Raw genomic sequence first — 24,295 nt, 5'->3', positions numbered from 1 at the left:
TATGGCGTAGGGCCTGGAAACGCGCCACCGGCCTTCGGGGTGCTCGGCGAGAGAATCGGCGGGGTCTTTCCCGTTGCTACGCTGGTGTTCGTGGTGCTCGCTGTCATTGCGGCGTTCCTGCTTAACAACACACGCTATGGGCGCTACGTTGTCGCTGTCGGCGGCAATGAGAAGGCGGCGCGTCTGTCCGGCATTCCGGTCAGTGCGATCAAGATCTCGGTCTATGCACTCACCGGTTTCGCCTCTGCGATTGCCGGCATCGTTCACGCTGGCCAGTTTTCATTCGGTAGTCCAAATGATGGCCTGGGCTACGAGCTCAACGCGATCGCCGCGGTCGTGATCGGCGGCACCGACCTGTTCGGCGGTGCCGGCTCGATGATCGGCACGATTGCAGGCGCCATCATGCTGGGGGCGCTCGCCAATATCCTGCAGCTCAATGACGTCAGTGCCGCCACGCAGCTTCTTGCGACGGGCGCAATCATCGTAATCGCCGCAGCACTGCAAACCTACGTCGTCGGCCGCGGAGGTTCGAAGCGGTAGTCTCTCGCGCGGCTCCCGGCGGCGAAGATCGGGGTTGCGTCCGGCATCTTTCAAAACGATTTGGAGACGGGCACATGAAAACACTTCTGCAGACGACTTTGCTTGTTGCCGGCGCGGCTGTCGCCTCCGGCGCGTGGGCTGCGGGTACGCCGCTCGCGAAAGAGTGCGGGCCGAATAACGATTACGTGATCGGCTTTAGCCAGGCCAACTTCAAGGAGCCGTACCGCGAGCACGTCAATCACGAGCTCGAACGGCTCGTGAAAAACTACCCGAAATTCAAGCTCGTTATCGCGGACGGACAGGCCAGCGTGAACACGCAGGTCTCGCAGGTGGAGAACTTCCAGACCCAGCACGTCGATCTGCTGCTGATCTCGCCGTTCGAGGCAGCGCCGCTCACGCCTGCCGTGACGGCCGTCTACAAGTCCGGTGTGCCCGTGATCGAACTCGACCGCAAGACGACTGGCGACAACTACACGGCTTTCGTGGGTGGGGACAACCGGGAAATCGCCAAGGAAGCGGGTGAGTGGGCGGCGAAGACGCTACTGCCCGACGGCGGCGAGGCGGCCATCCTGGAAGGTCTGCCGAGTTCGTCGCCTGCCATTGAGCGCCTCGAAGGATTCAAGGCTGGCATTGCCACAAATCCCAAGATCAAGCTCGTCGCGGTGCAGCCCGTGGACTGGATGGAAGACCAGGCTGTGACCGTTTTCTCCGCGATGCTGCAATCGCACCCGGACATCAAGCTGGTGTACACCAGCAACGATCTGGCGGCGGCGGGTGCATATATCGCGGCCAAGCAGGCTGGCAAGACCGACCAGGTGAAGATCATCGGCACGGACGGTTTGCCGGGACCGTCAGGCGGCATCCGTGCTGTCGCGGACGGTCAATGGGCAGCGACTTACACCTATCCCACGGGAGCCGCACAGGCCCTCGAACTCGCCAAGAAGATCCTGATCGACTGCGCGACCGAGGTGCCACGCAATGTGACGGTGCCGACCCAGCGTATCGACCAGAACAATGCGAAGTCGCTCTTCGGTAAGGAGCAGTTCTAGTTCCGACATTAGTCTGGATGACGCACTCTGACATCGATTGCCTTGTCTTGCTGCAGCACGGCAAGGCGATCGAAGGGCATTCATTTTTTTTAGGCCTCAGGTTCCACATTTTTGTATCACCGCTAACGGCAGGTACACTACCCGGAAGTGTCGCGCCACTCACCCGCTCCTGACCACTTCCCGCAGCGATTCAGCTGGTCTTATGCAAAATGGAATCAATTTCGATCTGAAGGCGCTCGAGGTCTTCGTGCTTATCGTCGAATCCGGCGGCATGACGGCTGCCGGTCAGCGGCTCAACATCACACAGTCCTCCGTCTCTCAATCGCTATCGAACCTGGAGCAGGCGCTCAATCTGCAATTGCTGGATCGCTCGCAGCGTCCCCCGATGCTCACACCCGTGGGCCGTCAGTTTTACAACCGCGCGCTTACGCTGCTGGATGACGCCAGGCATTTGAGCCAGGAATTCCACAAGCCCCACGGCGAACCGCTCAAACACATTCGCATTGCGTTGGTCGATTCGATGGCCACCAGCATTGGCGCCGAGCTGCTGGCTGCGATACGGCAGCGTACCGCCAACTGGTCGATGGTGACCGGTCTATCGCATCAGCATGCCGAAGCGTTGCTCGCGCGAAAGGTCGACATCATCGTCTCCGATGACGTGGTGTCAAAAAACCCCTCGCTGTACCGCCAGCGCATCCTGCGTGAGCCCTTCGTTCTGGTGTTGCCCAGCAATTTCAAAGGGGCCGTTCCTTCTTTGCGCAGCCTGCAGGTCAGAGACGACTTCATTCGTTACAGCAATACCAGCGTAATAGGCCGTAGTATTGAAACGCAGCTGGAAAAATGGGGATTTCAGCCGCCCGTGCGCCTGCAACTCGACAACACGTTTGCGATCATGTCTCTCGTGATGGCCAATGCCGGATGGACCATCACGACGCCACTGTGTCTGCTGCAGTCGGGGCTGACCGCCGATAGGCAGTTCTCCCAGGCGTTTCGCCTGGCGCCCATTCCCGGCGAGGAGTTCTTTCGCGAACTCACCATGGTTGCCCGTCAAGACGATCTGGGCTTGCTGCCGCAGCAACTCGCTCAGGACAGCGTGCAATTGCTAAAGGATCGCTTCCTGCCGATCATCGAGGCGAACGCGCCGTGGTTGCTGCCGTCAATCGTGTTGGGCTGATTTCAAAGCAGCGTGACGCCGGGCCTCAATTTTTCGTAGCGTAACTGGCGCAAGTCCGCGGCATTGGCGCCGGGCGCGGCCACCACCAGAATTTCGTCCGCGAGCGCGGCGAAGTCGGCCCGGAAATGGACCGAACTCTTTAGAACCAGAGTGCGGTAATCAGCCGGATCGGCGCCGAGATGGCGGAACATGGCGCGATCGGCAGCTTGCTGTTTGCGGCTTGATACCACGACCTCGACACCCAAGGGGCCACCGCAACGCACCCGGGCCATCGGCCCGAGATCCATATGACAGCCAAGGTAGAACGGCCCCGTGCCGGTGAAACGGCCGGTTCCCAGTGCTAGCACCTCAAACGGCACTTGCAGTGGCGGCGCTCCGATGCCACTCGCTGCACCGAGCGGAACGTCGATCACGGCACCCACGCCAGCGTACGTTGCCGCTTCGGCAAATCCCGCGTCGCACACTACGCCAAGGCAAACCCGTTGCGCGTTTTGCCGCAACAGTTCGTGAAGGATATCGGTCGTATCGCCACTACCCCCGCCGCCAGGATTGTCCTGGGTATCAGCCAGGATGATGGTGCCGGCTTCCCTACGTAGTCCCTGCTCGACCGCATACGCGACCGCGTCGGTAGGCGCATACAGACGCCCGCCGAAATCGGCCTGCCTCGCGAGAGCAGCTTGCGTCAGCGATTCGACCGCGTGTTCGACCGCCATGCGATCATGGCCGTACGCGATCACGCTAGCTCCGCTGTGATAAATGTCGGCAAGCGGGAAGCCTGGCACAAACTCCGCGGAAAAAACCTGTTCCGATACCAGCGAATCACCGAGCGCAACCAGACTGCGCATCGGCTCGGCCAAGGTACTTTGCCAGGGCATGGGGATAAGAAAAGGTAACTGGCGATAGCCCTTGTGCAGCGCGCTGCCGGCGAGCAACCGGTCCATCAACACCCGCGCACGCTGCCCAGTCTGCGCCATATCGACATGCGGATAGCTCCGATATGCCAGCAGGCCGCTCGCATGCTCGAACATGGCGGGCGTGATGTTGGCGTGGAAATCGAGTGCGACGACGATCGGCAATGCAGCGCCGACTCTTTGCCTCAAGCGCCGGAGCAATTCACCTTCGCCGTCCTCCAGATGCTCACTCACCATCGCCCCGTGCAGATCGAGGAACAGCGCGTCTAGCGGACCCGCATCGCGGATCATCCGGTCGAGCATGAAGGCAATCGCTTCGAACGCGTCTTCCGTCACCGGGCCGCTTGGATTCGCCGAAGCCCACAATAGCGGCACCAGTTCATGCGAGGGCTGCGCGGCACGGATAACACCGTCGATTGCCAGATTCACGCCCGAGACTGCGCCGAACATCTCCTCGCCAACCAGCAAACCAGGCCACGCGTCCGCTTCGACAAAGGTAGCGAAGCGCGCGCGGCTGGCGGCGAAGGTATTCGTCTCATGTAGAAAGCCGCCGATCCCGATTCTTGCCACGCCATCCCCCAATAACACCGACTCGTTGCGACTGGCGTTACAACATGCCCTCTACTGCCGCTACGAAAATGCGGCTGTAGTCTGCAGCGCTAAACTGAATCGGGTTAGTCCCGGCAGATCCGTCGACCACGGCCATCTCGCCGACCTTCGCCGCGTCTTGCGCGCCGATGCCGATCTCGCTCAGCGTATGGGGAATGCCCAACGATTCGCGCATCGCCAACACCCAGTCGAGAAACGATGCAAACGACGGCTGCGCCAGCTCAAGGTAGCGCGCCAACAATTCGATCCGCTCCGCGATGACGGCTTCGTTGGCCTTGAGCACATACGGCATTAGGATAGCGTTCAGCATCCCGTGGTGAGCGTCATACAACGCGCCCAGCGGATGGGCCAGCGCATGCATCGCGCCGAGACCACGCTGAAACGCTGTAGCGCCCATGCTCGACGCCACCAGCATCTGCAAGCGCGCTTCGAGATCGTGGCCATCCTTGACCGCACGCGGCAGAAACTGCTTGATCAAACGAATACCCTCAAGCGCGATGCCCGTGGCCATCGGATGATAAAACGGCGAGCAGTAGGCTTCCAGGTTATGCGACAGAGCGTCCATGCCGGTCGCTGCCGTCAGCTTTGCAGGCAGGCCCACCGTCAGCTCAGGGTCGAGAATGACGACCGCAGGCAACATCTTCGCGTGAAAGATGATCCGTTTCACGTGCGCGTGGTCGTCGGTGATCACCGAAGCGCGCCCGACTTCCGAACCGGTTCCGGCAGTAGTCGGCACTGCCACAACGGGCGCCATACCGGCCACGTTGACGCGCAGATAGTTATCGCCGACATCCTCGAAATCCCACAGCGGACGCTCTTGCCCAACCATCAGCGCCACAGCCTTGGCCGCATCAAGGGCAGAACCGCCGCCGAAGGCGATTACACCGTCATGCCCACCGGCCTTGAAGATGGCCACGCCGTCGTCGACATTCTTGCCGGTCGGGTTGCCCTTGATATCGTGAAACAGCCCGCACTCGAGGCCGGCGGACCGGCAATGATCGAGCACGCTGCCGATGAGCGGCAATGCCGCCAGACCCGGGTCGGTAATCAGCAGCGGCCGGCGCATGCCGAGGCTCTCACACCATTGCGGCAATTCGCGGACGCGGCCCACGCCGACCTTGACCGCAGTCGGGTAATTCCAGTTGACGGAGGGAAGTGACATACGAAATTCCTTCGAAGGTCTCGGTCAGAGGCCGGTTTTCAGATGAAAGGATTTGGGTCGCGTCAGGTGCTCATAACCGACTGCCGACAAGGTCGCGCCGCGGCCCGTATTCTTCACGCCGGTCCATGCGAGCGCTGGGTCGAGATAGTCGCAGCGGTTCATAAAGAACGTACCCGTTTCGACGCGCCGGCCGATCGATAGCGCGGCTTCTTCGTCGGTGGTGAATACAGCGGCGGTCAAACCGTAGGGGCTGTCGTTCATCAGTTCGATGGCCTGATCATCTCCCGATACAGGCATGATGCCCACCACCGGGCCGAAACATTCGTCGTTCATTAGCGTCATGCCGTGATCGACATCCACGAACACGCCCGGCCCCACATATGGCGTGCCAGTGCGCGACATGCCGAACTGGCTTTCGTCGATCAGATTCCTGGCACCTTTGGCGAGTGCCTCGGCGATCACTGACCGCACACCGTCTGCTGCCGACGTCCGCACCACCGGACCCAAGGTGGTTTGCGCATCGAGCGGATTACCCAATATGTATTGGTTCGTCAGCGCCACCGCCCGCTCGACAAAATCCTTATACAGAGGCTGAGCCACATAGATTCTCTGGATACCGCAGCATGACTGGCCGGAATTGAAGAAGGCCCCGTCGACGAGCGTCTCCACTGCGTGATCGAGCTTGGCGTCGCTTCGCACATAGGCGGGATCGTTACCGCCCAACTCCAACCCAACGCCGATAAAGCGCCCGGCTGCCGCTTCCTCGACGATCCGACCACCGCTAACTGAACCGGTGAAACAGACAAAGCCAATCTCGTTCGAGCGTATCAAGCGACGCACACGTTCATGGTCGACATGCAGATACTGAAATACGCCCTCGGGCGCCCCGGCCTGAACAAAGGCCTGATGGATCAGTTCGGCACACAACGGCGTCTGGTCGGAGTGCTTAAGGATCACCGTGTTGCCTGCCAGCAAGGCCGGCACAATACTGTTGACCGCCGTCAGCAAAGGGTAATTCCACGGCGCGATGGTCAACACCACGCCAACCGGTTCACGCGAAATAAACCGCGTAAAGCCCGCTTGCGGTTCTACCTGAACGGGCTTCAATGCATCTTCTGCAATCGCCATCATATGGCGCGCCCGCCCGGCGAAACCGTCTACCTCACCAGCGGTGTAGCGCAGCGGGCGTCCCATCTGGCGGGTAATCGCTTCAGCGATAGCTGCCTTGTTCTCGACAAAGTGATCAACGGCGCGTCCAACCAGCGCCAACCGTTCCGAGAGCGGCGTTGCAGCCCACGCCTTCTGGGCAAGTTGCGCACGCTGCAGCGTTTCCCCGATCTGCGACTCGCTCGCATAAGGGCGGCGCACGAATTCGCTGCCGTCAATCGGGCTAATGGTAATCAACTCATCTTTCATCATGGTGGGCCTGGATTCCTGGACTCAGATAATCTCGAAGTAACGTGCCAACTCCCAATCGGTCACATGCCGACGGAACTGCCGCTCTTCCCATTCGCGAGTTGCGACAAAGTGCTCGACGAACGCTTCGCCAAACAAGGTCTTCGCGGCTTCGGAATTGCGCAGCCGTTGTGCGGACTCCCACAGGGTGTTGGGCAATCTCAGATGGGCTGGAAACTCTTGCGTATAAGCGTTGCCCTGGACGATCGGCTCTGGCTCCAGGCCTTGCTCGATACCACGCAAACCAGCGCCCAAGGCAGCTGCCAGCGCGATATAGGGATTCGCGTCGGCCGAACCGATGCGGACTTCAACGCGCTGCGATTTCTCCGAGCCCGGGATCAGGCGAAGGGCCGTGGTTCGATTTTCCACGCCCCAGGTTGCATCGAGCGGGGCCCAATAGCCCGGCACCAGACGCGAATAGCTATTTACGGTCTGCGCAAACATCGACATGAATTCGGGCAGATAGCGCTGCACGCCCGCCATGAAATTGGCCTGCTTCGCGCTCATGTTGTAAGGACGGCTTGCGTCGTGGAACACCGACTTGCCAGTACTTATCTCACGCAAAGACACGTGGATATGACCACTCTGTCCCGGGTGGTCGTGCGACCATTTCGCCATGAAAGTGGCCATCAGATTGTTCTTCTGGGCCAGCGCCTTGGTAAAGGTCTTGAACAGGATGGCCTTGTCCGCCATATCGGACGCGTTGTCCACCGCGAGGGCGGCCTCCAGCACGCCTGGACCGGTTTCGGTATGCAGGCCCTCGATCGGCATATCCATCTGCTCGCACAAATCGAGCAATTGGCGGTAGAAATCGCCTTCAACTGTACTGCGCAAAACCGAATAGCCAAAGTTGCCAGGCGTCCAGTTTTTCAGGCCACGATAATTTTTTTCACGCGCGGAATGCGGTGTCTCGTCGAACATAAAGAATTCGTATTCGAGTGCGGAAAAGACTTCGAAGCCCATATCTGCTGCACGTTTCAATACCCGTTTCAGCAAGCCCCGAGGGCAGATTGCTTCGGCTTCCTCTACGAATTCGCACAGGAAAAACAGCATGTCTTCGCCGTCACCCTGTTCAAGCGGCAAACGCCGGCAGCTCTCCGGTACGATGCGCACCAAAGCATCCGGATAGGCGGTGTGCCAGCCGGTATATTTCGTGTTGTCGTACATCTGGTCGTCCACGTCCCAGCCCAGTACGACATTGCAGAAAGCGAAACCTGAACGCAGGGCCCCGAGGAATTTATCCTTACGCAGATATTTGCCGCGCAGAATGCCGTCGACGTCGGATAAACCGACCTTGATATGCGTCAGCCGGCTCGCCTCCACCAGGTGAATCGCGTCTTCTACTGTCCTGATTGCTCGTTCTGGCTTCACCTGCGCGTCCATATTCCGTCTCTCCGCGTTGCCGGCTTGTACTTGTTACGGGTGACCCATCCTAGAAACGAGAAAATTCCAGATCAACAACAATCGTTATTCTTTATGGCGATGATCGGTTCGGGTAATGCTTGGCGCTATGAGGTCTCATGCGAGCGGCGCTTTTCTCAGGCGCGGGCCGCAATGTGGAGTTCGCACGGCGTCTGGAACATCTCAGAGGCAATCGGCGCGGCGCGCCCGACTGCCTCTGCCGGAACGAATACGTAGAAGCGCCAGAGATCGGCGTACCGGTCCTGCAGCGCGCATATCTCCGTGGTGGTCCCGCTACCGGCGTCGTTCAGAAGCTCGAGGCCCCGGCTGGTTTCGACGGGCACGGCGGCTTCCTTCATGGCGGTCAATGCCGGGCAGTACAACACGACGTCCGCGAAGGGCACGCCCAGTTTCTCTGCCAGCTCCCTCTCGACTTGCGCACGCTGTGTGTGTGACAAGTGATACCGCGCCACCCAATCCTTTCGCACTGCGGGCGGCACGCTGCGGCCAGAGACAACGTAGCCGCGTTTGAGAAGATCGCGATTCAATGTGCGGCGCGCGAGGGCGGCGGCATCCGCGATACCGCAACGCGCGAGGCGGTCCAGCAGCGTCCAGTCGTTGAGTTCAAGCAGGTCGCTTTCGACGAGTACGCCGTGATCGAGCGCGATCTCCACCGACTTCGAAATCATCGCGCCCGCCACGACCTTGGTGTGGTGGTAGTAGACACGCTCGGTCAGGAAGTAGCGCAGCCGGAGCACGCCGATGATTTCCGAACGGGCATCGGAGCGGTCCATCCCGTGCTTGGCGAGTCGGATCACGAGGCGGTTGTCGTGCTCGGCGAAGCAGCGGAAGATCCGGTCGTCGTAATCGTGGGACAGACCGGCAAAGAAGCTGTCGCGGCGGAGGTAGTCGAGCAGGTCGGCGTCGATGCTGCCCGACACGATGTCCTTCGCCCAATGAGGCACGCTTTCAGGCGATGGCAGGCCAAGCAGACTGCCCACCGCATCGCGAATGCCCAAGCCGTCCAGTGCATGTCCAAGCTCACCCGCGAACATATCCGCGAGGCGCGAGCCTTTGTCGTGTCGCGCGAAGAGCCGGCGCTCGTCTTCCAGCGTGTGGCCGAAAGGCACATGCGTGACATCGTGAAGCAATGCGGCGACGCCGATCGCATCTTCCAGCTCGGCGGGGACCTGCAAACCTGAACGACGCAGGCTCGCCACGATCCGATGCGCCACCGCGCAGACGCCGACGGAGTGATCGAAGCGCGTATGCAGCGCCCCGGGATAAACCAGATGCGCAGTGCCAAGCTGCTTGATGCCACGCAGCCGTTGCATCACCGGCAGATCGAGAACCGCTGTCTCGAGGCTGCCTAGTTCGATATCACCGTGGATGGGGTCGCGTAGCAGCATGGATGCTGAGGCTAGCTCGACGAAGCCGCATTGACATCGGGCGACGTCGACGCGTCCTGCTCGTCGGATGACGCCACGCCGTAGTACAACTCGCCCAGTTTGATCCGCTCTCGCCCCATCGCCACACGGTGCTGATTCGTATCGCGCAGTGAATAGACGCAGCCGCAATACTCCTGCTGATAGAAGTTCTCGCGCTTGCTGATCTCGATCATGCGCGCGGAGCCGCCGCCCTTGCGCCAGTTGTAGTCCCAATAGATCAGGTCGGGGTAATGCCCGGCCGCGCGCACGCCGCAGTCGTTGATCTGCTGCATGTTCTTCCAGCGCGAGATGCCCAGCGAACTGGTGATGACCGGAAAGCCGTGCTCATGCGCATAGAGCGCCGTACGTTCGAACCGCATATCGAAGCACATGGTGCAGCGAACCCCGCGCTCCGGCTCGTTTTCCATGCCACGCGCCCGCTCGAACCAGTTGTCGCGGTCGTAGTCAGCGTCGATGAACGGAATGCCGAACTGCTCCGCGAAACGGATGTTCTCGTTCTTGCGCAGTTCGTATTCCTTGAGCGGATGGATGTTCGGGTTGTAGAAGAAGATCGTGAAGTCGATCCCCGACGCCTGCATGGCTTCCATCACTTCGCCCGAACACGGCGCGCAGCAGGAATGCAGTAAAACCTTGCGATGTCCGTTGGGCAGCGCTAGCGACTTGCGTTCTGGAGACTGTGTCATGGCGTGTCCTGTGTTTCAGTCAAAGCCACCGCCGGCATGCGCGCCAGCTCGATAAAGGCCTTGAGGTAATCAATTTCAATGTCGGCTTCGCGGGCGCCCAGGAAAATCTGCTTGGCGATGCCTTTTCGCCCAAGCCGCACCGGCACAAGATTCATCTTGCCGGCATATTCTTCCACCAGCCAGCGCGGCAGCGCCGCGACGCCCCTGCCGCTTTCCACCATCTGCAGCATGATGTCGGTCGTCTCGATCGCCTTGTGGCGCCGGGGCGTGACACCTGCCGGCATCAAAAACTGATTATAGATGTCGAGCCGGTCGGTCTCTACCGGGTAAGTCACCAGCACCTCCCGCGTCAACTGCTCCGGCTTCACATACTCGACGTTGGCAAGCGGATGCTCGCGATTCACCACCAAGACCTGCTCATAGTCGAACACCGGTTCGAAGCGCAAGCCCGGCTTGTAGAGCGGATCTGGTGTCACGAGCAGGTCGATCTCATAGCCGAACAGCGCGCCAATCCCGCCAAACTGGAATTTCTGCTTGACGTCGACATCCACGTCCGGCCAGCGCGCGAGATAGGGCGAAACCACCTTGAGCAGCCACTGATAGCAAGGATGGCACTCCATGCCGATGCGCAACGCGCCCCGCTCGCCCTGTGCATACTGTTTAAGGCGCTCCTCGGCGAGATCCAGTTGCGGCAGCAATCGATTGGCAACCGCAAGCAGGTATTGACCGCCTTGGGTCAAGCGCAGGCTGCGCCCCTCGCGCAACCAGATATCCGTACCCAGTTGCTGCTCCAGCTTTTTCATGGAGTGGCTGAGTGCCGATTGCGTCACACAGAGGATTTCCGCCGCGGCGGTCAGCGAGCCGTGCTTGTCCACGGCCTGGACGATGGCCAGATGAATTCTCTCAAGCATGATTGCACATGAGCGAAAGTAATGGTTAGTTGAATTATCACCATTTTACTTCATAAGACGCCTTCGTTAGGATGCTCTAATCCGCAACCTGACCGAATCAAGGCGACACGATGGCAACGACACACAATCTAGGCTTTCCCCGTATCGGCGCAAAGCGCGAACTGAAATTCGCGCTCGAGTCCTACTGGAAAGGCGAGTTCTCGCTCGGCGAACTGAAGGCGCTGGGAGCGCAGTTGCGCGAGCGTCACTGGACAAACCAGACTGGCCTCGGCTTCGCGGCCGTCGGCGATTTCGCCTTCTACGACCAGGTGCTGGACATGAGCTTCACCCTCGGCAACCTGCCGGAACGAGTGCAAGGCTTTCACGGCGATACCCTCGACAACTACTTCCGCGTCGCCCGCGGCCGTTCGGCAAAGGGTGCCGAGGACCACGCCGCCTGCTGCGGTGGTGTTGCCGCCGGTGAGATGACCAAGTGGTTCGACACCAACTATCACTACATCGTCCCCGAGTTCAGCGCCGGCACCGAATTCAAGCTGGATGCGTCGCGTCTGCTCGAACAACTGGGCGAAGCCAAGGCACAAGGCGTCAAGGCCAAGCCGGTGATCATCGGCCCCGTCACCTATCTGGCAATCGGCAAGGCCAAGGACGATTCCGACAAGCTGGCCCTGCTGCCGCGTCTCCTGCCAGTCTACGCTGAACTGCTCGCCACGCTGGCAGCGCAAGGCGTCGAATGGGTGCAGATCGACGAGCCGATTCTCGTGACCGAACTGTCTGCCGAATGGCAGCAAGCGTATGTCACGGCCTACCAGGCTCTCGCAAACAGCAAGGTGAAGCTATTGCTGGCGACGTACTTCGGCCAGTTGCTCGACAACCTGTCGCTGGCGGTCAAGCTGCCGGTGCAAGGCCTGCATCTGGATGCGATCAATGCACGCGCCGAGGTCGACGCTGTGATCGCACAACTGCCGCAAGACCGCGTGCTGTCGCTCGGCGTGATCAACGGCCGCAACATCTGGAAGACGGACCTCAACAGCGTGCTGGACTGGCTCGAGCCGGTCGCGAAGCAACTGGGCGAGCGCCTCTGGATCGCACCGTCGTGCTCGCTGCTGCACGTGCCGGTGGACCTCGCAAGCGAACAGAAGCTGGATGCGGAAGTCCGCTCGTGGCTCGCCTTCGCGCTGCAAAAGCTGGGTGAACTGAAGGTGCTGGCTACCGCGCTGAACGATGGCCGCGACGCTGTGAAGGCAGAACTGGCCGCTAACGGTGCCGCGATTGCCGCCCGCCGTGCATCGCCGCGTGTGAACAACCCGGCTGTCAAAGCCGCACTCGCGAAGATCAATCCGGCTCTGGGTCAGCGCAAGAACGCCTATCCGGCGCGCGCTGACAAGCAAGCCGCGTTGCTGAATCTGCCGGCTTACCCGACCACGACGATCGGCTCGTTCCCGCAGACTGGCACGATCCGCCATGCGCGCAGCCAGTTCAAGAGCGGCGCGCTGGATGAAGCCGGTTACAAGGTTGCAATGCGCGCCGAGATCGAACGCAGCGTCCGCGAGCAGGAAGCTTTGGGCCTGGACGTGCTGGTGCACGGCGAAGCCGAGCGTAACGACATGGTCGAATACTTCGGTGAACAACTCGACGGCTACGCGTTCAGTCAGCTCGGCTGGGTGCAGTCGTATGGCTCGCGTTGCGTGAAGCCGCCTATCCTGTTCGGCGACATCAGCCGTCCGAAGGCGATGACGGTCGAGTGGATCAAGTACGCCCAGTCGCTCACCAGCAAGCCGATGAAGGGCATGCTGACCGGCCCGGTCACGATCCTGAACTGGTCGTTCGTGCGTGACGACCAGCCGCGTTCGGTGTCGTGCTACCAGTTGGCTCTGGCGATCCGCGAAGAAGTGCTGGACCTCGAAAAGGCCGGCGTGCGCGTGATCCAGATCGACGAAGCAGCCCTGCGCGAAGGTCTGCCGCTGCGCAAGTCGCAGTGGGGTGAATACCTCGACTGGGCAGTGACGTCGTTCCGCATCACCGCCAATGGCGTGGATGACGAAACGCAGATCCACACCCATATGTGCTATTCGGAGTTCAACGACATCATCTCGTCGATCGCCGATATGGACGCCGACGTGATCACGATCGAGACCTCGCGCTCGGATATGGAGTTGCTGGACGCGTTCGACAACTTCAACTACCCGAACGAAATCGGCCCGGGCGTGTACGACATTCACTCGCCGAACATCCCGACCGAAGAACACATCGTTCAACTGATGAAGAAGGCAGCGGAACGCATTCCGGCGCAACGCCTGTGGGTGAATCCGGATTGCGGTCTGAAGACGCGCCAGTGGGAAGAGGTGATCCCGGCGCTGACCAACATGGTGGCAGCGGCCAAGAAGCTGCGCGCTTCCGTCTAAGCACTCCCGCCATTGCAGACGCGCCGTCTCGCGCGGCGTGTTTGCCTGCCACGCGGGTCCCGAACCGGACCCGCACGGTACGCCGAAATTCAATCCATCCCGGGTCGCGCCCGGGATTTATTTCTTTGAGTCCCCGCCATGTTTGAACGTAGCCGTTTCACGCTCGATCAGATCGATCCCGAGCTGTTCGCCGCCATCCAGAAAGAAGACAAGCGCCAGCAGGATCACATCGAGCTGATCGCCTCGGAAAACTACACCTCGCCTGCCGTGATGGAGGCGCAAGGCTCGCAACTGACCAACAAGTACGCCGAGGGTTATCCCGGCAAGCGTTACTACGGTGGCTGTGAGTTCGTCGATGTGGTTGAGCAGCTCGCCATCGACCGCGTAAAGCAACTGTTCGGAGCCGAAGCCGCCAACGTGCAACCGAACTCCGGATCGCAGGCCAATCAGGGGGTGTTCTTCGCCGTGCTGAAGCCGGGCGACACCATCATGGGGATGAGCCTCGCCGAAGGCGGCCACCTCACGCATGGCATGGCGCTGAACATGAGCGGCAAGTGGTTCAACGTGGTGAGCTACGGCCTCGACGCTAACGAAGACATCGATTACGACGCACTGCAGAAGGAAGCCGAAGAGAAGAAGCCGAAGCTGATCATCGCCGGCGCTTCGGCCTTTGCTTTGCGAATCGATTTCGAACGCATCAGCAAGGTCGCGAAGTCCATCGGCGCGCTGTTTATGGTCGACATGGCCCACTACGCTGGCCTGATCGCAGCAGGCGAATATCCGAACCCGGTGCCGCACGCCGACTTCGTCACCACGACAACCCACAAGAGTCTGCGCGGTCCACGCGGCGGCGTGATCCTGATGAAGGCGGAACACGAGAAGGCCATCAACTCGGCGATTTTCCCCGGCATTCAGGGCGGCCCGCTGATGCACGTGATCGCCGGCAAAGCCGTGGCGTTCAAGGAAGCCGCGACGCCCGAGTTCAAGACCTATCAGCAACAGGTGGTCAAGAACGCCCGCGTGCTGGCGGAGACGCTGGTCGCGCGCGGTCTGCGGATCGTCTCGGGCCGCACCGAAAGCCACGTGATGCTGGTCGACCTGCGCGCCAAGAACATCACCGGCAAAGAAGCGGAGCGCGTGCTGGGCGAGGCGCATATCACCGTCAACAAGAACGCTATCCCGAACGATCCGGAAAAGCCGTTCGTTACGTCAGGCATCCGCCTTGGGTCGCCCGCCATGACCACCCGCGGCTTTGGCGAAGAAGAAGCCCGCCTCGTGGGCAAGCTGGTTGCCGATGTTCTGGATAATCCGCATGACGCAGCCAATATCGCCGCCGTGCGCGAGCAGGTCGGTGCGCTGACGCGGCGCTTCCCGGTCTACGGTTAAAAGTACCTAGCGTACCGAGACCACGAAGCAGCCGCTGGCGAGGAAACCGAAACCGGCCACCTTCGGGTGGCCGGTTGTCGTTTACCGACGCGCTCCTCGCTACAAATCGCCGCCATGGAGTAGCATGATCACGCGCAAGCCAAAAAGAGCGATCCTCTTTCGGCGAAATGCGCGCTGGGACAGCAACTACCGTTCTACCTTCCCTACGACATCACATGGAGCAAAGCATGGCCTATGGCAACTATCACAAGCGCAAGATTGCCGATCGCGATCTGCACCCCGAAACCCAGATGATGTCGTATGGCTACGATCCGTTCCTCTCGGAAGGATCGGTGAAGCCGCCTGTGTTCCTGACGTCGACGTTTGCGTTCCGCACTGCCGAGGACGGCGCCGACTTCTTCGATATGGTCTCAGGCCGCAAGCCTTCGCCCGAAGGCGAAAGCGCGGGCCTCGTCTATAGCCGCTTCAATCACCCGAATCTCGAGATTGTCGAAGATCGTCTGGCGTTGCTCGACGGCTCGGAATCCGCTGTCGTGACGTCGAGCGGCATGTCTGCGATTGCAGCAATCTTGCTGGCATTTCTGCGGCCCGGCGATTGTGTGGTTCAGTCCGTGCCGCTTTACGGCGGCACTGAAACGCTGATTTCAAAGTTTCTGCCTGAATGGGGCATTACTTCGCAAGTGATCGAGGATGGACTTTCGGTCGAGGCGATTCGCGATGCGCTCGAAGCGGCCGCGAAAAAGGGCAACGTGCGGATGTGCTACATCGAGACGCCGGCCAACCCGACCAACGCGTTGTTCGACCTGGAAGGGCTGCGTCGCGAGATTGATGCGTTCGAAACGCGCCACGGCTATCGTCCGCTTTCGGTTTGCGACAACACGCTGCTGGGCCCGTTGTATCAGAAGCCGGTGAAGCAAGGTATCGACCTCAACGTGTATTCCCTGACGAAGTACATCGGCGGTCACAGCGATCTGGTTGCGGGCGGTGTCACCGGTAGCCGTAGTCTGATCACAAAAGTGCGTTCAATCCGCAGCGCGCTGGGTTCGCAACTCGATCCACATTCGTCGTGGATGATCACACGTTCCATGGAGACCCTCGTGCTGCGGATGGAGCAGGCTGCTCGCAGCGGCAGCGCCGTCGCGCGATGGCTCGCGGGTAATCCGTATCATCCGGTTAAAGTTCTGCATCCCGAACTGATTGAGGATCCGACGTACCAGGCGGTCTATAAGCGTCAGTGCAGCGGACCTGGGTCGACATTTGCCTTCGTGCTCAACGGCGGTCGCGAGCAGGCGTTTAAACTCATCAATGGTTTGAGTTTGTTCAAGTCAGCGGTGAGCCTGGGTGGCACGGAGTCGCTGATTTGTCATCCCGCTTCCACGACACATTCGGGCGTGCCAGCAGAGGCACGCTCCAAGGCTGGCGTGTCGGAGGGACTGATTCGCGTGTCAGTTGGGTTGGAGCATCCGGACGATCTGATCGCCGATCTGTCTTACGCGCTGGAACACTGCTGAGGGGCGCAGCGCACGGCTGCGGAGCGTGATGGGGATTCGGTTCTGGCACCTACGGGCCAGAACCGAAAAATGCCATTGCTTAATCAAGTCCACCCTGGCAGAGATACTTGATCGAAAGATAGTCGTCGAGACCGTACTTCGATCCTTCGCGACCATAGCCCGATTCTTTCACGCCACCAAACGGCGCGGTCTCGCTCGAAATTGCACCCTCATTGATGCCGACGATCCCCGCCTCCAGTTGCCGTGAGATGCGATCAATGCGGCGCACATCCTGGCTGTAAAAGTACGATGCGAGCCCAAATGGCGTGTCGTTGGCCGCGTGGATCGCTTCCGCTTCATCCTCGAAGCGGAACAGCGGCACGACGGGGCCAAAGGTTTCCTCGCAGCTTAGCTGCATCTCGCTGGTGGCATCGGCGAGGACAGTGGGCGCGTAGTAGTTCGGACCCAATGCCGTGAGGCGCTTACCGCCGGTGAGGGCGCGTGCACCTTTCGAAACGGCATCGTCGACGTGGCGTGCGATCTTGTCGACGGCGCGTGCGTTGATCATCGGGCCGATCTGCGCGGCGGAATCGGTGGCCGGTGCGACCTTCAGCGCGGCGACGCGTTTGGCCAGTATATCGCCGAACTTCTCGTACACCGACGACTGCACGTACACCCGATTCGGGCATACGCAAGTCTGCCCACCATTGCGAAACTTCGACACAAGCAGACCATCGACCGCAGCATCGAGATCCGCATCGTCGAATACGATGAACGGTGCATTGCCACCCAGCTCGAGCGAGAGCTTCTTAAGCGTCTTGGCCGATTCGCGCGCCAGATACTTGCCAACTGGCGTCGAACCCGTGAAGGTAATCTTGCGCACACGGCCATCGTGCAGCCAATCCGCCACAGCAGGCACCGCACTCTCGCGCGATGAAGCGATCAGATTAAGCACGCCCGGCGGCACGCCCGCTTCGTGCGCCAGCATCACGAGCGCAAGCGCGGTGAGCGGCGTGTCCTCAGCGGGCTTGCCAACAACCGTACATCCCGCAGCAAGCGCCGGCGCAATCTTGCGCGCGATCATCGCGAGTGGGAAATTCCACGGCGTAATAGCCGCGACAACGCCAACCGGCTCCTTCACTGCGCTCATCCGTTTGCCGCGCTGCTGCTGCGGAATCAGGTCGCCGTAGATGCGCATCGCTTCATCCGCGAACCACGCGACATACGATGCGCCATACAGCACTTCACCACGCCCTTCTGCGAATGGTTTGCCCTGTTCGAGCGAGATCAGGCGACCAAGCGCGTCGGCGTTCTCAAGCATCAACGCGTGCCAGCGATGCAACACAGCCGCCCGATCCTTCGGCAGCGCGTCACGCCACGCGGGAAAGGCGCGCGCGGCGGCATCGGTTGCGGCGCGGGCGTCGGCCTCACCACCGTCAGCGATAGTCGCGATCACCTCGCCCGTCGCCGGGTTCGTCACATCGAAGCGCTTGCCGCCAATAGAAGCAACCCACTTGCCGTCGATAAAGTGCTCGGTGCGGATCAGCTCGCTCAGTTCAAATTTCGTTGCCATCGAAATCTCCTTGTTCAGGCGAGCCGTTCGGCGATCGCCTTGCCCACTTCCGTGGTGTTGGCCCGGCCACCGAGATCGCCGGTAAGCGGACCTTCCTTGAGCACCGCTTCGATCGCGGCGAGCATTGCATCGTGAGCCTCGCGTTCGACGCCCTGGTGGTTGCCGAGGAAGTCGAGCATCATCGCCGCCGACCAGACCATGGCGATCGGATTAGCGATGTTCTTGCCGAAGATATCGGGCGCGGACCCGTGAACCGGTTCGAACAACGAAGGAAACTTGCGCTCGGGATTCATGTTGGCCGAGGGCGCGAGGCCAATCGTCCCGGTACAGGCGGGACCGAGATCGGACAGGATGTCGCCGAACAGATTGGTCGCCACGACCACGTCGAAGCGGTCCGGATTCAGCACAAAGCGCGCGCAGAGAATGTCGATATGCTGCTTGTCCCACGTCACATCCGGGTACTGCGCCGCGATGCCAGCTGCGCATTTGTCCCACCACGGCATGCTGATGGCGATGCCGTTGCTCTTCGTCGCGACAGTGATCTTCTTGCGTTCGCGCCGCTGCGCGAGGTCGAAGGCGAACTTCAGGACGCGTTCGCTGCCGTGGCGCGTGAACACGGACTCCTGCAGCACGAACTCACGCTCCGTGCCTTCGAACATCACGCCACCCACCGACGAATACTCGCCCTCGGTGTTCTCACGCACGATCCAGAAATCGATGTCGCCTGCCTTGCGCCCAGCCAGCGGCGAAGGTACGCCGGCAAAGAGACGCGCGGGACGCAAGTTGATGTACTGGTCGAATTCACGCCGGAACTTCAGCAGCGAACCCCACAGCGAGACGTGGTCGGGCACCGTCTCCGGCCAACCGACCGCACCGAACAGAATCGCATCCATGGGCTGCAGTTGCGCTTTCCAGTCGTCCGGCATCATCTGACCGTGCTTGGCGTAGTAGTCGCAGCTTGCCCATTCGATGTGCTTGAATTCCAGCGCGATGCCGAATTTCTTGCTGGCGGCCTCCAGCGCGCGCAACCCCTCCGGCATCACTTCCTTGCCAATGCCATCTCCGGGGATGACGGCGATGCGGTACGGCTTGTTCATGTGACTCTCCTCTGCAGATAACGAATAGTCCATTGAGCGACCCGGCGAATTGCGCAGGTTTCTCTTTCAAAAGATGGGGCCTCGGGATTCATTTTCGCTCTAACGCGAGAATCACGCTGCCAACTGCCCTACACGGTCGCCACAGGCGTCACTGGCGAGCCCACCGCGCCCGGCAAGCGCAGCGGCGGCGCGGTGAGCAGAAACCGGCTGCGTCCGTTTGCGTGCAACCATTCGGCCAGTTCGCTCAGATGCCAGAGTTCGCCGAGATACACGCCCAGCCGGAACAGACACAGATCATGCAGCGGATGCGAGGCGTACCGATCGCTTTCAGCGGCTCTGGCTGGCAGCATCTCCACGGCGGCGTTGTCCGAGATCAACGCTACCACCTCGGATTCGAGAATCCAGTCGCGTAATTTCTCGTCGCGGCCATCGAGCGCGGCGAAACTTTGGTTCAGGCGGCTCATGTCCGGATTGCCGGCCATTTCAATTAACGCCTCGTCAGTGCCGGTACGCAGACAGACCATGTCGCCCGGCTCGACGTCTACGCCCTGGGCGTCCATCACCTCGCTTAACTCGGCATAGCCAACAGCAACCTTCTTCGTGCCGAAATGGCGCTTGAGGTCGATCATGACGCCGCGTCCTTGCACGCCCGTCGCCGCCATGTTTTCGATCCCGAGGCGCTTCGCACCCACAGGATGCTCTACGACACGCTCGTTGCCGCCCCGGTAATCGATCGGTCCGACGATATCCTCTCCCGCCCGAAAGCCGTTGTAGAAGGCCATTTCCGGCACGCCATCGCCCACTAGATCGAACCACTGCCCCATATGCGCGAGACTGTCCCACTGTGTCGAGTACTGGAGCGCAAGATGGGCCGTGTCGTCACAGATGACGTCCAGCAATTGCGGGTTATCGCGTGAAAGCGGGTAAGTCATATTCGGGCGGCAACCACGCCGCGTCGGCTCGATGCGGGGCGGCGGGCGGCGCGGATTGAGCGCCGTTCCACCCGGACAGTCGAGCGGCAGGCTCAGACAGAAAACGCGACCTTCACTGACTTCTCGTATGCCCTGGAGGACCTTCTCTGGCGTCAGCAGATTGAGCCGTCCAAGTTGATCGTCGGGGCCGAAGTCGCCCCAGTTTGAATCCTCCGGCCGTTGATTCCACCGCCGGGCACTGCTTGACCGCATCATCTCACTACATCTCCTATGGCAAAACTCACGTCTTCGTTGGCACCATCCCGATCCGACCGGGTCCCTGGCTCAACTTCCTCGTCGGGCATCCAGCGCGACGTATTGAAGACGCTGACAGCGATGATCAGCAACGCCCCTGCGGCGATAAACGACGCCATCGAAAATCTGAGTCCGAGCGACGGCGTCACAAGCGCGATCACGTAGGGCGCAGCCACGCTTACCGAGGTCATCGCATAGCTGATTCCAATGCCGGTTGCCCGCGCTGCAACCGGGAAACGCCGTGCCTGGTAGAGCGGCAAGATTCCGAATAGTCCATTGGCAAACATGCCCATCAGAAATGCACCCGCACCCAGTTGAAAGTGGTTAGAAACAAGCGTGTAGAGGACCGTCGACGGAATCACGATCAACATGAAAACAATGATGGTCAAGCGCTCGCCGAAACGGCTCGCCGCGTAGCCTGAAAGCGGCTTGCCAATCACCGAGCCGACTGAATAGGCCACGACAAAAGGAAATATCGAACCCGAATCCAGATGCTGGGTCGTGAGCAGGAACGTCGGATAGAGGACCTGTACGGCCCAAAGCATGAAGTTGATGCCAGCCGAAAACGCCCAGGCCTGTGCAACGGCGGGATTGAATACGAACGGCTTGAACTTGCGGCCTTCCTTTTTGTGTTGCTGCTGACGCACCCAGTCATCCGACTCCTTGACGTTACGACGCAGGAATAGGGTAAGCAGCGCAGGCACGACGCCGATAAAAAACATCCAGCGCCAGCCGAGCACTGGAAACACGAAATGGAATGAGAGTGCCGCCAGCATGTAGCCGAACTCGTAGCCCGCGACCATGATGCCGGAGGCAAGCGGGCGGATTTTCTCGGGTACGGTTTCCATCAACAACGATACGGATGCGGTCCATTCACCACCGAACCCGAGGCCAAACAGGATGCGCAATGCCATGAACGATGCATAGCTCCACGCGAGCCCACTCAAGCCGGCGGCGCACGAAAACCACAGTACGGCTGCCATAAACGCAAACTTGCGGCCAAAGCGATCGGCAGCGAGTCCCCAGCCTATCGTGCCCGCGATCTTGGCAAAACCCGTGGCGGTGACGATGAACGCCATCGCAGGCAGACCCACATCGAACACTGTGCGCAGATGCGGAATCAGAAACAGGAGGATGGTGAAGTCAAACGCGTCGAGCGCCCAGCCCGCTGTCGCGGCAAAAATAATGTGCCAGTGCTTCCTGAGCAAGGCCGCGTTCGAATGTGCCGCCCCTTCCGCGAAGGTAGCGGGTTCCATTGCTTTGTGGGGCATGGATTGTCTCCTGACGTGTCAAAGTCCGACGTGATAAGGGGCTTACACCCTGCTTCAATCGATCTGGTTCACACGGCCCATACTTATGCTTGCCGGGTCCGTGCCCCATGGTTCATTGTTCGATGAATTCCCGGGCAAGCTTGCGGGCCGCGTTCGCGAACATGAGAATGTCCACTCCGGTCGCGACGAATGTGCAGCCAAGCTCGAGATAGCGGCGCGCGAGTGTCTGATCCGATGTCAACGTACCGGCCGCCTTACCGGAAGCGACGATGGTGCGAATCGCCCCCTCGATCGCTTTCCGCACCTCCGGATGAGTGGGCTTGCCGCGATATCCCATCGACGCCGCCAGATCCGCGGGGCCGATGAATACGCCGTCGACACCGTCGACCTCGCAAATCGCCTGTAGATTCTCAAGCGCCGTAACGGTCTCCGCTTGCACCAGCAGGCAAATTTCGCTGTCCGCAATGTCCAGATAGTCGGCACGCGAGCTCCAGCGCGACGCACGGCCCACCGCGCTGCCCACGCCACGAATCCCGTGCGGCGGATAGCGCACGGCGGCCACGCTCGCGCGAGCCTGATCGGCAGTATCGATCATCGGAATCAGCAGGTTGCGCGCGCCGATATCGAGCAGGCGCTTGAGCAATGCCGGATCAGCGTTCACGGGCCGCACGACAGGTTCGGCACGATAAGGCGCAACCGCCTGCAATTGCCCAAGAATGCTGCGCACGTCGTTCGGGGCGTGCTCCGCGTCGATCAACAGCCATTCAAAGCCAGCGGTCGCGCTAACTTCAGCCAGATAGGAATCGGCCATCGAAAGCCAGAAGCCGATCTGCTTCTGGCCATTTGCGAGCGCCGTCTTGAACGGATTAAGCACGGACGTCGGCGTTGCGTTCATCACGGTTTGTAGCCTCCATGGGGACTTGATTGAACTGGATGGGTTCCACTTTGCCGAGCAGGAACAGATAGTTGAGCATTGCAATCACGATCAGCGCCGACGAGAACAGCAACGCCGCAACGAAGGAACCGGTTGAAGCCACGATTGCACCCGTAACAACCGGGCCGACTACACCGCCCATGTTCGAGACCGTGTTCTGGATGCCCGCAACCCGCGACACCATGTTGCGTGGTGCGACATCTCCGGGCAGCGCCCAGACCTGGGATGCGGCGACGGTCGTGCCTGATTTCGCGACGCAGAGCAATGCGACGGCCACCAAAGGCGACGCGGCGAATGCCGCGAAGCCGATGCTCGACGCCATCAACAGGCCGACGATGAGAAACAGCTTGCGGGTAGCGGTAAGCGAGAGGCGTCCCGAGGCATACACGCGATCCGAAGCCCAGCCTGCGAAGATCTCGACGACCATCGAAAGGATGAGCGGCAGCGAAGCCATGAAGCCCATCTCCATCATGCTCATGCCGCGTTCCTTGACGAGATACGTCGGCAACCACGTGATGAAGAAGTACGAGTTGTAGTTGATCATGAAGAAGCCGATGCACATGGCCCAGGTGTTCCGGTGTGCGAACAGTTGGTACCATGGCACATCGGCGAGCGCTGCGCCGCCTTCGCGCGGCGCTTCTTCATCGGCGCGAATGTAGGCAAGTTCGGAAGCGCTGACCCGCCGATGATCGGCCGGCGAGTTCTTGAACACCAACACCCAGACGACGCACCAGATCAGCCCCAGCGCGCCGGTAATCGCAAACGTGACCTTCCAGTCGAAGACCGCCAGCAGCCAGGCAATCAACGGAAGCGCCACGGCGCCTCCAAGCTTCGATCCGCTATCGAAGATGCCCGCCACGGTGGCGCGCTCCTGGCGCGGAAACCATCGGGTTGCGATGCCCGCGTTACTCGGATACGAGCCCGCTTCGCCGACACCCAGCATCACCCTCAACGCCACAAGCGATTTGAAGCCGCTGGCGAGTCCTGTCACGGCCGTCGCGAGCGACCACCAGAACACAGCCATGCCCAGCACGATCTTCTGTCCAAAGCGGTCCGCAAGCATGCCTGCGGGCAGTTGCAGCAGCGCGTAGGACCAGAAGAACGCCGACATCACGATGCCCATTTCCATCGCACCGAGATGGAACTCGGACTGAAGATGGGGTGCCGCGGCGGATAGCACGGTCCGATCGATATAGTTGATCGCAATGGCTGACCACATCAGGCCAGCCACCACCCAGCGCACTTTGCTGCGGGGCTCCTGTTGCAACGCTTGGCTCAATCTCTGTCTCCGATTTTTTTGTAGGCGCGAGGTGGCGTTTCAGCTCACGATGCCCATGTGCCAGGGCACAAACTCGTGATCGCCCAGGCCGAGCAGTTCGCTGCGGGTGCGTTCGCCCGATGCGGCCCGCAGGATGTGCTGGAAGATGTCCTCGCCCATCTCCTCGACTGAGCGTTCGCCATCGAGGATCAACCCGCAGTTGATATCCATGTCGTCGCGCAGCCGCTCGAACATCGCCGTGTTGCTCGCGAGCTTGATCGTGGGTGCGGGCTTCGAGCCGAACATGGAACCGCG

19 protein-coding genes and 1 pseudogene are annotated in these 24,295 nt (G+C 60.6%); 6 read left to right on the top strand and 14 right to left on the bottom strand.

Translation table 11 applies throughout. The features are described from left to right. The 3 genes from M0954_RS25110 to M0954_RS25100 all read left to right on the top strand — a co-directional run. A partial coding sequence (locus M0954_RS25110; RefSeq protein ID WP_297356115.1) for an ABC transporter permease occupies positions 1-540 on the top strand: 540 nt, incomplete at its 5' end. Positions 541-614: 74 nt separating this feature from the next. After that, positions 615-1,589, top strand: a complete 975-nt coding sequence (locus M0954_RS25105; RefSeq protein WP_122157290.1) for a substrate-binding domain-containing protein — start codon at positions 615-617, stop codon at positions 1,587-1,589. A 37-nt stretch (positions 1,590-1,626) separates the two neighbouring features. Further along, positions 1,627-2,763, top strand: coding sequence for a LysR family transcriptional regulator (locus tag M0954_RS25100; protein WP_297356113.1), 1,137 nt, complete (start codon positions 1,627-1,629; stop codon positions 2,761-2,763). 2 nt (positions 2,764-2,765) lie between these two features. Here M0954_RS25100 and M0954_RS25095 read toward each other — a convergent pair whose 3' ends face one another. The 7 genes from M0954_RS25095 to M0954_RS25065 all read right to left on the bottom strand — a co-directional run bounded on the left by M0954_RS25095 (position 2,766) and on the right by M0954_RS25065 (position 11,343). After that, the gene (locus M0954_RS25095) at positions 2,766-4,244 is read right to left on the bottom strand and encodes a M81 family metallopeptidase (protein WP_297356111.1); all 1,479 of its coding nucleotides are present in this window, start codon (positions 4,242-4,244) and stop codon (positions 2,766-2,768) included. Positions 4,245-4,281: 37 nt separating this feature from the next. After that, positions 4,282-5,445: an iron-containing alcohol dehydrogenase gene (locus tag M0954_RS25090; RefSeq protein ID WP_297356109.1), complete on the bottom strand. Its 1,164-nt coding sequence runs from the start codon at positions 5,443-5,445 to the stop codon at positions 4,282-4,284. A gap of 24 nt (positions 5,446-5,469) precedes the next feature. After that, positions 5,470-6,861, bottom strand: a complete 1,392-nt coding sequence (locus M0954_RS25085) for an aldehyde dehydrogenase family protein (RefSeq protein WP_297356117.1) — start codon at positions 6,859-6,861, stop codon at positions 5,470-5,472. 24 nt (positions 6,862-6,885) lie between these two features. After that, positions 6,886-8,283, bottom strand: a complete 1,398-nt coding sequence (locus tag M0954_RS25080) for a glutamine synthetase family protein (protein WP_122157294.1) — start codon at positions 8,281-8,283, stop codon at positions 6,886-6,888. Positions 8,284-8,438: 155 nt separating this feature from the next. Further along, positions 8,439-9,710 (bottom strand): HD domain-containing protein, encoded by a 1,272-nt coding sequence (locus M0954_RS25075; protein ID WP_297356107.1) that lies wholly within the window; start codon positions 9,708-9,710, stop codon positions 8,439-8,441. An 11-nt stretch (positions 9,711-9,721) separates the two neighbouring features. After that, complete coding sequence (locus tag M0954_RS25070) at positions 9,722-10,432, bottom strand: epoxyqueuosine reductase QueH (protein WP_133893894.1); 711 nt, start codon at positions 10,430-10,432, stop codon at positions 9,722-9,724. After that, positions 10,429-11,343 carry a LysR family transcriptional regulator gene (locus M0954_RS25065; RefSeq protein WP_122157297.1) on the bottom strand — a complete coding sequence of 305 codons (915 nt, stop codon included), beginning with the start codon at positions 11,341-11,343 and terminating at the stop codon, positions 10,429-10,431. The genes M0954_RS25070 and M0954_RS25065 overlap by 4 nt, the downstream gene beginning before the upstream one ends. A 110-nt stretch (positions 11,344-11,453) precedes the next feature. Here M0954_RS25065 and metE point away from each other — a divergent pair, with 110 nt between their 5' ends. The 3 genes from metE to M0954_RS25050 all read left to right on the top strand — a co-directional run bounded on the left by metE (position 11,454) and on the right by M0954_RS25050 (position 16,642). Next, entirely contained in the window at positions 11,454-13,745 is a 2,292-nt protein-coding gene (gene metE, locus M0954_RS25060; protein ID WP_133893893.1) for a 5-methyltetrahydropteroyltriglutamate--homocysteine S-methyltransferase, read from the top strand. Positions 13,746-13,883: 138 nt separating this feature from the next. Next, a complete protein-coding gene (glyA, locus tag M0954_RS25055; protein ID WP_133893892.1) occupies positions 13,884-15,131 on the top strand; it encodes a serine hydroxymethyltransferase in 1,248 nt (415 codons plus the stop codon). Between the two features lie 227 nt (positions 15,132-15,358). Then, positions 15,359-16,642, top strand: a complete 1,284-nt coding sequence (locus M0954_RS25050; RefSeq protein ID WP_297356105.1) for a cystathionine gamma-synthase family protein — start codon at positions 15,359-15,361, stop codon at positions 16,640-16,642. Positions 16,643-16,721: 79 nt separating this feature from the next. Here M0954_RS25050 and M0954_RS25045 read toward each other — a convergent pair whose 3' ends face one another. The 7 genes and pseudogenes from M0954_RS25045 to M0954_RS25015 all read right to left on the bottom strand — a co-directional run. Then, on the bottom strand, positions 16,722-18,194 hold the full coding sequence (locus tag M0954_RS25045; RefSeq protein WP_297356103.1) for an NAD-dependent succinate-semialdehyde dehydrogenase: 1,473 nt from the start codon (positions 18,192-18,194) through the stop codon (positions 16,722-16,724). A gap of 14 nt (positions 18,195-18,208) precedes the next feature. Beyond that, on the bottom strand, positions 18,209-19,291 hold the full coding sequence (locus M0954_RS25040) for a tartrate dehydrogenase (RefSeq protein ID WP_297356101.1): 1,083 nt from the start codon (positions 19,289-19,291) through the stop codon (positions 18,209-18,211). A 128-nt stretch (positions 19,292-19,419) separates the two neighbouring features. Then, complete coding sequence (locus tag M0954_RS25035) at positions 19,420-20,478, bottom strand: cyclase family protein (protein ID WP_297356099.1); 1,059 nt, start codon at positions 20,476-20,478, stop codon at positions 19,420-19,422. Beyond that, positions 20,475-21,788: an MFS transporter gene (locus M0954_RS25030; RefSeq protein WP_123386611.1), complete on the bottom strand. Its 1,314-nt coding sequence runs from the start codon at positions 21,786-21,788 to the stop codon at positions 20,475-20,477. Before M0954_RS25030 ends, M0954_RS25035 begins: the two co-directional genes overlap by 4 nt. Before the next feature lie 112 nt (positions 21,789-21,900). After that, a complete protein-coding gene (gene hpaI / locus M0954_RS25025; RefSeq protein ID WP_122157304.1) occupies positions 21,901-22,683 on the bottom strand; it encodes a 4-hydroxy-2-oxoheptanedioate aldolase in 783 nt (260 codons plus the stop codon). After that, positions 22,655-23,941 carry an MFS transporter gene (locus M0954_RS25020; protein WP_122159349.1) on the bottom strand — a complete coding sequence of 429 codons (1,287 nt, stop codon included), beginning with the start codon at positions 23,939-23,941 and terminating at the stop codon, positions 22,655-22,657. The genes hpaI and M0954_RS25020 overlap by 29 nt, the downstream gene beginning before the upstream one ends. Positions 23,942-24,040: 99 nt before the next feature. Continuing rightward, positions 24,041-24,295, bottom strand: a pseudogene (locus M0954_RS25015) (UxaA family hydrolase); the annotation flags it as partial.

The organism is Paraburkholderia sp., assembly GCF_026225065.1.
GTDB lineage: Bacteria > Pseudomonadota > Gammaproteobacteria > Burkholderiales > Burkholderiaceae > Paraburkholderia.
The sequence above is the reverse complement of the archived record's forward strand: the minus strand, read 5'-3'. Positions and strand labels throughout refer to the sequence as shown.

What these genes read in the sequence shown, in the direction of transcription:
- M0954_RS25065 (WP_122157297.1), bottom strand. Translation starts at nt 11,343, where the DNA reads ATGCTTGAGAGAATTCATCTGGCCATCGTCCAGGCCGTGGACAAGCAC.
- M0954_RS25070 (WP_133893894.1), bottom strand. Translation starts at nt 10,432, where the DNA reads ATGACACAGTCTCCAGAACGCAAGTCGCTAGCGCTGCCCAACGGACAT.
- M0954_RS25105 (WP_122157290.1), top strand. Translation starts at nt 615, where the DNA reads ATGAAAACACTTCTGCAGACGACTTTGCTTGTTGCCGGCGCGGCTGTC.
- M0954_RS25040 (WP_297356101.1), bottom strand. Translation starts at nt 19,291, where the DNA reads ATGAACAAGCCGTACCGCATCGCCGTCATCCCCGGAGATGGCATTGGC.
- M0954_RS25050 (WP_297356105.1), top strand. Translation starts at nt 15,359, where the DNA reads ATGGCCTATGGCAACTATCACAAGCGCAAGATTGCCGATCGCGATCTG.
- M0954_RS25045 (WP_297356103.1), bottom strand. Translation starts at nt 18,194, where the DNA reads ATGGCAACGAAATTTGAACTGAGCGAGCTGATCCGCACCGAGCACTTT.
- hpaI (WP_122157304.1), bottom strand. Translation starts at nt 22,683, where the DNA reads ATGAACGCAACGCCGACGTCCGTGCTTAATCCGTTCAAGACGGCGCTC.
- M0954_RS25075 (WP_297356107.1), bottom strand. Translation starts at nt 9,710, where the DNA reads ATGCTGCTACGCGACCCCATCCACGGTGATATCGAACTAGGCAGCCTC.
- M0954_RS25080 (WP_122157294.1), bottom strand. Translation starts at nt 8,283, where the DNA reads ATGGACGCGCAGGTGAAGCCAGAACGAGCAATCAGGACAGTAGAAGAC.
- M0954_RS25035 (WP_297356099.1), bottom strand. Translation starts at nt 20,478, where the DNA reads ATGATGCGGTCAAGCAGTGCCCGGCGGTGGAATCAACGGCCGGAGGAT.
- M0954_RS25085 (WP_297356117.1), bottom strand. Translation starts at nt 6,861, where the DNA reads ATGAAAGATGAGTTGATTACCATTAGCCCGATTGACGGCAGCGAATTC.
- glyA (WP_133893892.1), top strand. Translation starts at nt 13,884, where the DNA reads ATGTTTGAACGTAGCCGTTTCACGCTCGATCAGATCGATCCCGAGCTG.
- metE (WP_133893893.1), top strand. Translation starts at nt 11,454, where the DNA reads ATGGCAACGACACACAATCTAGGCTTTCCCCGTATCGGCGCAAAGCGC.
- M0954_RS25090 (WP_297356109.1), bottom strand. Translation starts at nt 5,445, where the DNA reads ATGTCACTTCCCTCCGTCAACTGGAATTACCCGACTGCGGTCAAGGTC.
- M0954_RS25020 (WP_122159349.1), bottom strand. Translation starts at nt 23,941, where the DNA reads ATGTGGTCAGCCATTGCGATCAACTATATCGATCGGACCGTGCTATCC.
- M0954_RS25030 (WP_123386611.1), bottom strand. Translation starts at nt 21,788, where the DNA reads ATGCCCCACAAAGCAATGGAACCCGCTACCTTCGCGGAAGGGGCGGCA.